Annotated in this window: 7 protein-coding genes and 1 pseudogene; 1 reads left to right on the top strand and 7 read right to left on the bottom strand. The window is 33.9% G+C overall.

Annotated elements, in window-relative coordinates:
• From V7M80_RS04025 to V7M80_RS04045, 5 genes are all read right to left on the bottom strand, one after another.
• Positions 1-2,033, bottom strand: a 2,033-nt coding sequence (locus tag V7M80_RS04025) for an efflux RND transporter permease subunit (RefSeq protein ID WP_333694197.1), incomplete at its 3' end; no start/stop codon positions are given.
• Between the two features lie 88 nt (positions 2,034-2,121).
• Positions 2,122-4,602, bottom strand: coding sequence for a DUF5686 family protein (locus V7M80_RS04030; protein WP_333694199.1), 2,481 nt, complete (start codon positions 4,600-4,602; stop codon positions 2,122-2,124).
• Between the two features lie 70 nt (positions 4,603-4,672).
• Entirely contained in the window at positions 4,673-5,236 is a 564-nt protein-coding gene (gene frr, locus V7M80_RS04035; RefSeq protein WP_333694200.1) for a ribosome recycling factor, read from the bottom strand.
• Positions 5,237-5,271: 35 nt separating this feature from the next.
• Positions 5,272-5,979, bottom strand: a complete 708-nt coding sequence (pyrH, locus tag V7M80_RS04040; protein ID WP_333694202.1) for a UMP kinase — start codon at positions 5,977-5,979, stop codon at positions 5,272-5,274.
• Positions 5,980-6,050: 71 nt separating this feature from the next.
• Positions 6,051-6,836 carry a patatin-like phospholipase family protein gene (locus tag V7M80_RS04045; protein WP_333694203.1) on the bottom strand — a complete coding sequence of 262 codons (786 nt, stop codon included), beginning with the start codon at positions 6,834-6,836 and terminating at the stop codon, positions 6,051-6,053.
• 108 nt (positions 6,837-6,944) lie between these two features.
• Between V7M80_RS04045 and V7M80_RS04050 the strand changes: the two genes are divergently transcribed.
• The gene (locus V7M80_RS04050) at positions 6,945-7,559 is read left to right on the top strand and encodes a thioredoxin family protein (RefSeq protein ID WP_333694205.1); all 615 of its coding nucleotides are present in this window, start codon (positions 6,945-6,947) and stop codon (positions 7,557-7,559) included.
• Here V7M80_RS04050 and V7M80_RS04055 read toward each other — a convergent pair.
• Together V7M80_RS04055 and V7M80_RS04060 are read right to left on the bottom strand one after the other, a co-directional pair.
• Complete coding sequence (locus V7M80_RS04055) at positions 7,551-8,168, bottom strand: YiiX/YebB-like N1pC/P60 family cysteine hydrolase (RefSeq protein WP_333694206.1); 618 nt, start codon at positions 8,166-8,168, stop codon at positions 7,551-7,553. The genes V7M80_RS04050 and V7M80_RS04055 overlap by 9 nt on opposite strands.
• A pseudogene (locus tag V7M80_RS04060) lies at positions 8,161-8,603 on the bottom strand (tRNA pseudouridine(55) synthase TruB); the annotation flags it as partial. The gene V7M80_RS04055 and the pseudogene V7M80_RS04060, both read right to left, overlap by 8 nt.

Genomic DNA, 8,603 nt, shown 5'->3' on the forward strand with positions numbered 1-8,603 from the left:
AATACCAATATGGTTGAGGGTTTAATGGGTACACCTAAATATCCCATCAATCCTGCAGTAATGATTAAAGGAAGTAAGTTTGGAATTAACGAAATAATAATCATTTTAAAAGACCGGAATAAATAGGCCATAAAAAGAGAAATAAGAACAATGGCAAATAGTAATGACATTACCAAATTGTCTACCAAATAATTAGTTCCTTTTTGAAATAAGAGGGCTTTTCCTGTGAGTGTTACGGTGTAGTTTTCAGGCGGAAAAACTTTATTGATTTTCTCCCAAAGTTTTTCTTCAATTTTTTCCATTTTATCGGTTCCAATGTCTTTCATAAAAGTTGTAATTCGGGCATATTGGCCAGTAGAATCAACATAACTTTTCATGAAATTTTGTTCCGAATCTTTTGTGGTGTTTTTGGCATAGGTTAAAATAAAACTTTGCTCCTGTGCCGTAGGTAATTCGTAATAGTCCGGATTGTGGTTGTAATAGGCTTGTTTGGAATATTTGACAACATTTACAACCGACATAGGTTTGGACAATTCCGGGATTTCTGAAATAACTTCTTGCAGTTCATCTATTTTTTTTAAAGTGGAGAGTTTCATAACTCCTTTTTTACGTTTGGTATCAATCATTATTTCCAATGGCATCACACCGTCAAATTCTTTTTCAAAAAATAAAATATCTTTAAAAAACCCTGCTTTTTTGGGCATATCTTCAATTAAACTACCCGAAATACGAATTTGATAAATGCCAATAATACTCAGTACTAAAAGAGTAATAGATGTGGCATAAATAGAAATGTTTTTATGGCGAACCGTTTTTTCTATCCAATTTACAAATGATTTTGTGTAAACTTTATTTAAGTGTTGCAAATGCTTGTCTTTAGGAAGAGGCATAAAACTGTAGATAATTGGAATTACCAATAAACATAAAATGAAAAGAAGTACAATGTTTAGTGATGCTACAATACCAAACTCCGTTAAAAGTTCGCTATCTGTTACGATAAAAGTTGCAAAACCGGCAGCTGTAGTTAAATTGGTCATTAAAGTAGCATTACCTACTTTGGAAATTACACGTTGTAAAGATTTGGCTTGATTGCCATGGTTTTTGACTTCTTGTTGGTATTTGTTAATTAAAAAAATACAATTAGGAATGCCTATCACAATGATAAGAGGCGGAATAATTGCAGTTAAAACCGTAATTTCAAATCCCAAAAGGCCAAGTGTACCGAAGGCCCACATTACCCCAATGATAACCACACACATAGAAATAAAAGTGGCTCTAAAACTTCGGAAGAAAAAGAAGAAAATCAATGAGGTTACTAACAAAGCAGCACCAATAAAAACCCCAATTTCGTCTACAATATTTTGAGAGTTAAGCGTCCGAATGTAAGGCATTCCGGAAACTTTTAAATCAATTCCGGTTTTCTTTTCAAAAGCTTCTATTTCCGGAATTAATGTTTCTTCTACAAATGTTTTGCGGATACTGGTGTTGACAATTTTTTTGTCTAAATATATTGCAGATCGAAGGGTTTGTGTTTTTTTATTGAAAATTAAATTTTCATAAAATGGAAGTTCTTCATATAGTTCTTTTTCGCGTTCAGAAAGGTATTTTCCCTTTTTTATTTGGTTTTTATCTATAAAAGGAACCAATTCAAACTCCTCCTTGCTTTCGTTTTTTTGAAGTTTTCGTAATTCTTCTACCGATATTACAAGCTCTACTTCTTTGGCTTTTTTTAAATTTTCATGTAGTTTAACCCACTGGGCAAATTGGTTTGGGGTGAAAAAAGTAGAATCTTGAATGCCAATAACAATCAGATTTCCTTCTTCGCCAAATTTATCTAAGAACAAGTTGTATTCTTGGTTTATTTGATGGTGGTCCGGAAGTAAATTGGCTTCGGTATAGGTAAATCTCATATTTTTCCATTGCAAAGCAAGGAAAATGGTAAAAAGGAGAATGATTGAAAGAATGGTTATTCTGTTTCGTAAAATAATTCGGGCTATCGCTTCCCAAAAGCCCACGCTAAACCATTTAGCCATAAGTTAAATTTAGAGTTTGCAAAGGTAAGTAAATCTTACTGAAAATGCGGATATTAATAGGGATTTATATTAAAAACCTAATCCAAAATTAGAATCCTAAGTCCAGAGAAAAAGTAAGTTTAATCGCTATGTTGTCTTCCAAGCGAGCAAACTGATTTGGACCGTATCTGTAAAATCCGGCAAGTCCGAATCCTTTGTAAATTTGATTCAATTCAATTCCAGACTCAAAATAGCCATCGTTGAGGGTTTTGTAGTTTAACCCAAGGTGTTGTTCCGGGTTTTCCATGTCGCCCCAAGCCATTCGGCTTACTAAAACCAATGATGGTTTTACTTTTTTGAAAAGAGTTATTCGTTTAAATCCATGTTTGAGATGTAGCATTACAAATCGGCTTGAGAAAAATTCATTAAAAAGCATGGTTTCAAAGCTGTTTTTTCCGGCCACCGTGATTCTTTGAAGTAAATTATCACGGTCTAAATTATTGGGAGAGTTGTTGTAGAGATGAGTTAAAGGGATCTCACCAAATGTTAACCCACCCTGAACCAAGAAAGTCGATTTTTGCCCGTTTATAAATTTCTTTTCATATTCCACTCGAAGGTCTAATTTGCTAAAGGTAAAATCGTTGTTTAAAAATTCAGGTAAACTTTGTGTAAATTGGAAAGTGAATTTGGGGAACTTTTTGTCAATTTCAATTTTTCCATTGGGAGTTTGCATAAAAGTACTAAACGGATTCCATTGCAATGAAAGGGAAGCCGTTGTCATGTCGTATCGATTGTAAAATGTGTTGTTTGTAAAAAAGGTATAATCAAAAAGCGGTTCAATTCTGGAATGATTGAGATGCCAAATACTTTCGGTTTTTGGGATAATTTTGGTTTCTATATATGAACTCCAGGTTTTGTGATTGTAAAATGTACTTACGTTGATGGGGCGTGGGTCGTAAATTTTAAAAACTCTTTTGTCAATTAAAAAATTGGTACTTCCAATTTCTCGAACATCATCGGTGTATTGCAAACCTATCCAGGAATTTGATGTTTTTCCTATTCGAAATGCATTGCCTATTTGGTATTTAAAAGTTTCGTCTTTAATACCATAGGCCGTATAGCCGTTTATGCGGTATTTTTTTGAAAATTTTTCGTTTGTAATACCACCAATTCCAACTCGAAACCCCTCAAAATTATTGTAACTCAATAGATATCTCAAATCAATATCAAAAAAAGACACTGGAAAATAGCCGTTGATTATTTTTCTTCCAAAGAAAATTTTTGACTCTAAACCTTTTTTAAAAGCCATGCTATCTAAGGCTTTGTAGGTGTTTATGCCTCTTTCATCTAGTTTTTCTTTTCGATTTTGTGTCCAAAAAGTTTCGTTTTTTGTGGTTGCACTTTCATTGATTTCTATTCCAATCCATTTCCTTTTTATATCAAATTTAGAATTGGTTTTTACATCATAGATATGAGATTTAGAGTACAAATAAACATAATCTGTTGGGTCGCTTCCTTTCTTTGATCCTAATTCTTCATACTCGCCTTCAAAGTATATAGTTCCACCTAAAATTTTTATATCATCTTCATTCTTGCCTTTTATAATTTTAAATTCATTGGAAGCCGGAAACCAAATGTTCTCGTTTTTTAAAAATGTAAATTCGTGATTTGTGGTAATATCTAAAAGACTTCGAATTCTAAAATTGGCTTTTGCAATCCCGAAATTTTCTGCATCCAAATAGATAATTCCTTCAAGACCTTTACGATTTATTTTCTTTTTATTCTTAAAGTAAATACGAACGCAATTTCTGTTTTGTAAATTAACAGTATCTAAAATTTTATAATGGTAATCTTTCAATCCTTCTTTAGAAACCGGATTAACATATTTGGTTTCAAATAATTCAAATCGTGTGTCGTATATAAAATATGATTGTACCGTAAATCCAATGATTTCATAAATCGGATTTTTAAACCCCGACATTTGGGTTCCGAGAACAGTTTCTTTGGTTTTCTGATTTTGGTGTTGCAAAAGAGATGTTTTTTCAGCAATAAATAAGTGCTGTTTTTCCATCATTTTTTTGAATTTGTAGAAAGTGGAATCTACTTTTTGAGTTGCCAAATTTTGAGTTTCAGGAAATAAAGGAATGGAATCCGGTATTGCCGTTACTAAGATTTTGTCGTAAATTTTGAATTCAAAAAAATCTAATTTTTTTTGTGGATTGTTCTCTGCTTCAAGAGCAATAGCATTTTGAATCATTTTTTGAGCCTCACTTTCATTTGATGTCCAAAAAGAATCTTTGTCAAATGTTGTCAAAGGTAGAAGTTCCAACGTGACATAATCTTCTGAGGAAACGGGAATAGTTTGGGTTTCAAAACCAATATACCGGGCTGTTAAAGTGGTGTTTGGTTTGGATATCTCTATCAAAAATTTACCGTTAACGTCTGAGATTACGGTTTTTTTATCACTGGTTTCAATGGACACAAAAGGAAGTCCCTTGCCGTTTGAATGATTTTTTACTATGCCATTTATATGGTATTGAGCGTGACTATTCATCACAAGTAAAAACCACAAAAAGACAGCATATCTCATAAAAAGTAAAATCGAATTACAAAAGTACTTGATTTAAATAAAAAATCCACTTTTAAAGTGGATTCTCTATTTAAACTTTCATGATTTCAGCTTCTTTGATGGCCAAAATTTCATCAATTTTTTTGATGTATGAATCTGTTAGTTTCTGAATGGTTTCTTCTGCAGTTTTGCAAATGTCCTCAGAAGTTCCATTTTTTTCTTCTTTTTTAATATCGGTATTGGCATCTTTTCTGGCATTTCTAATCCCGATTTTTGCATCTTCTGCTTCCGCTTTGGCTTGTTTTACCAAATCTCTACGGCGTTCTTCTGTCAAAGGAGGTACCGAAATGATGATGTTGTCACCATTATTCATAGGGTTAAAGCCCAAATTGGCAATCATAATGGCTTTTTCAATAGGATGTAACATGCTTTTTTCCCATGGTGTAACCGTGATGGTTCGAGCATCGGGCACATTGATATTGGCTACCTGAGAAAGTGGTGTTTGAGAGCCGTAATAATCTACAAAAACACCACCCAACATTTGAGGTGAAGCTTTTCCGGCACGAATATTTAAAAATTCTTTTTCCAAGTGGGCAATAGAACCGTTCATGTGTTCTTTTGCAGTATCAATTATGAATTCAATTTCTTCCGTCATAACTTTATTTTTTGTCTTGAATTTTTATTATCAATTTAAATGGTAACGGTTGTTCCAATAGGTTCTCCATTACATACTTTTAATAGATTACCTTCTTTGTTCATGTCAAAAACAATAATGGGTAATTTGTTTTCTTGACTTAATGTAAAAGCAGTGGTATCCATGACATTTAGTCCTTTGCTTAAAACATCTTCAAAAGAAATATAATCAAATTTTACAGCATCTTTATTTTTTTCAGGGTCGGCGTTGTACACACCATCAACTCGGGTTCCTTTCAATATGACATCCGCACCAATTTCAACGCCCCTTAAAACAGCGGCCGTATCTGTTGTGAAATAAGGGTTTCCGGTTCCGGCTCCAAAAATAACGATTCTTCCTTTTTCCAAATGGCGAACGGCTCTTCTTTTGATGTAGGGTTCGGCAATGGCTTCAATTTTTAAAGCGGTTTGCAATCGGGTTAACATTCCGGCTTCTTCCAAAGCACCTTGCAACGCCATTCCGTTAATTACGGTGGCCAACATACCCATATAATCGCCTTGTACTCGGTCCATACCATTACTGGCTCCGGCAACACCTCTAAATATATTTCCACCACCAATTACGATGGCTATTTCTACTCCTTTGTCGTGAATTTGTTTAATTTCTTGAGCATATTCTGCCAATCTTTTGGGGTCAATTCCATATTGTCTTTCGCCCATCAAAGCTTCACCACTAAGTTTTAGAAGAATTCTTTTGTATTTCATGTGTTGTTTTTTGTGGTGCAAATATAAATAAATATTGATTTTATAGCTTCTTTGATTGAGGCAAAATTCAATTAAAATAATGATTTATAATCTTGGTATGCTGTTTTTGCAGCATCGTAACCTAATTCAAAAATAGTTTGCATTTTGGTTTTGTTGGTTTCAAAAGTGCTGTAATTGGATAAATCTTCGGGTTCTATAACCCAATCGCAAAGGGTAAATTTTTGTAAAGTAGTATTGGCTGTAAGCAAATCAAATGCTCTTGAAGTTACCGCTTTAATAGAATTCAAATCTTTAGCTTCAATTTTTTGAATTGGGCTCACATATACGCCTATGATAATTTCGCATCGCCCTTGTAAAATATCGGTAGGGAAATGATTCAAGATTCCTCCGTCACTGTAGAGATTGTTTTCAATTTGATAGGGAGAAATAATTCCGGGAAAAGCACTTGATGCCAAAACGGCATCTGTTATTTTCGTATTCGAATCAAAAATTTTGATTTTTCCTTTGACCAAATCGGTAGCTGTGATATGAATGGGAATGTCTAATTCACCTAGGGTACAATTGCCAAAAATATCGGTAAAATATTTTTTAAATGAGTCACTGTCAATAATTCCGGCTTTTGAAAAGGTGAAATGTTTCCAATGGAAAAAGTAAATGGATTGGAAAAAAGCCAGTATTTCTTCGGGAGTTTTTCCAAAGCTATATAGTGCGGCAACAATTGATCCGGCACTTGTGCCGGCAATTTGAGATGGGCGAATGTCTTTTTCTTCCAAAAATTGCAATACACCGGCATGAGCCAAGCCTTTGGAGCCACCCCCCGAAAGTACTAAGCCAATTTGTTTTCCCTGTCTATTCATTTTAGGATGTTTGATTCCCAAAAATACGGTATTTTTTGATTTAGTGTAATGTAGGTTACAGAGTTTAATTAAAATATATACTACTTTTGTGCTTTAAATTTTCTCATTATGTATGACATTGTATTAGAAAGTATTGAAAAAAGTTTATCCTACACGCAATATAGAGCATTGGTTTCTGATTTATTGAAAGAGGGCAAATCTACCGGGAGTGAGCAATCTGATGCCTTAACTAAATATAGTGAACTGAATGAAGTTCGTATGAATCGTTTGGAGAAAACGATTCAAATAACGAATGAAGTTACACAATCATTACAAAATTTACAATCCCATTACATTTGGTTGGTGATTTCTGAAGGATGGTGTGGTGATGCCGCTCAATTGGTACCCATTATCCACAAAATGGCAGAACTTTCAGAAAAAATTGATTTTAGAATTGTATTACGCGATGAAAACGAAGCATTGATGAATCAGTTTTTGACCAATGGCGGGAAAGCCATTCCGAAATTATTGATTTTGGATGCCGAAACCTTAACCGTTTTAAGCGATTGGGGACCACGACCCGAAGGTGCTAAAAATTTAATTTTAGACTATAAAGCTCAACACGGCGTTGTAGATGAAACGGCCAAAACCGAATTGCAAAAATGGTATTTGCATGATAAAGGCATAAGTACGCAAAATGAAATTATGGCTTTGGTTGAAAAAGTTGAAAAGCAACTAGTTTAACTTTCCCACAATTTTAATTTTATCAGAAGTGGAAATTCCGCCCGGATTGCAACCCAGTTCACCTTCAGGAATTTCTACTTTTATATTTTGATAATATTCAACCCAAGCTGGAAAAAACGCTTTCGATTCCGGTTGTTTGAAGGTCATGGGTTGCAATTCAAAAAAGGGTTTTCCGTAAGCCTTCAAAAAAGCATCATAGATCAATTCGGAACAATAATATTTTCCATTATCGTATAAATAATCATCGTCATACGGAATTCCGATTTGCTGTTTGGCAAATGAAATCACTTGCGGAATCAGTTTTTGATATTTTGATTTTACTCTTCCAATAAACATCGTGGTTTGTGTGTTTTTTGAAAACTGTTCCAACGTCACTTTCCGAACGGCATTTCCGGCTGCTTCAATGATGAAAATAGAATCATTTTCGATAACAACTAAACCTAAATGACTAAAATCATTGCCTTGATAACCTTCGGTTACGGCATGAATGGCATCACACAATTCGCCACAATTCATTTTTTGAAACAATAAATCGCCACTTCTCAAAGTGGTTTTTTGTGGAAAAACAAGACAACTGTAAAGTAGAAAAAATAGTATGTGCTTAGTCATTTCCTTTGATTTTATTCTCAAAATTTTCTGGCAAAACTGCATTTTCAACTGAATAATCGCCAATTTTTGTGCGTCGTAAAACTGTTAAATGAGCACCGGAATTTAGTGCTTTTCCGAAATCATTTGCTAAAGAACGAATGTACGTTCCTTTGCTACAAACGACTCTAAAATCAACTTCAGGAAGAGCTATTCTGGTAATTTCAAACTCATGAATGGTGGTTTTTCGGCTTTGCATTTCAACTTCTGCTCCGGCACGAGCGTGTTCATACATACGAATTCCATCTTTTTTGATGGCCGAAAAAACGGGTGGTTTTTGGTCAATTTCGCCAATAAATTGCGGTAAAATTTGATTTATCAATGATTCATTAATATGATCAATAGAAAAATTTTCATCGATTTCCGTTTCTAAATCATAGGATGGAGTAGTAGCACCTA

Source organism: Flavobacterium sp. (genome assembly GCF_036759525.1).
Taxonomy (GTDB): domain Bacteria; phylum Bacteroidota; class Bacteroidia; order Flavobacteriales; family Flavobacteriaceae; genus Flavobacterium.

Bases quoted from the DNA above. Each gene is read 5' to 3' on its own strand.
- V7M80_RS04050 (WP_333694205.1), top strand. From the start codon at position 6,945: ATGTATGACATTGTATTAGAAAGTATTGAAAAAAGTTTATCCTACACG.
- V7M80_RS04055 (WP_333694206.1), bottom strand. From the start codon at position 8,168: ATGACTAAGCACATACTATTTTTTCTACTTTACAGTTGTCTTGTTTTT.
- V7M80_RS04030 (WP_333694199.1), bottom strand. From the start codon at position 4,602: ATGAGATATGCTGTCTTTTTGTGGTTTTTACTTGTGATGAATAGTCAC.
- pyrH (WP_333694202.1), bottom strand. From the start codon at position 5,979: ATGAAATACAAAAGAATTCTTCTAAAACTTAGTGGTGAAGCTTTGATG.
- frr (WP_333694200.1), bottom strand. From the start codon at position 5,236: ATGACGGAAGAAATTGAATTCATAATTGATACTGCAAAAGAACACATG.
- V7M80_RS04045 (WP_333694203.1), bottom strand. From the start codon at position 6,836: ATGAATAGACAGGGAAAACAAATTGGCTTAGTACTTTCGGGGGGTGGC.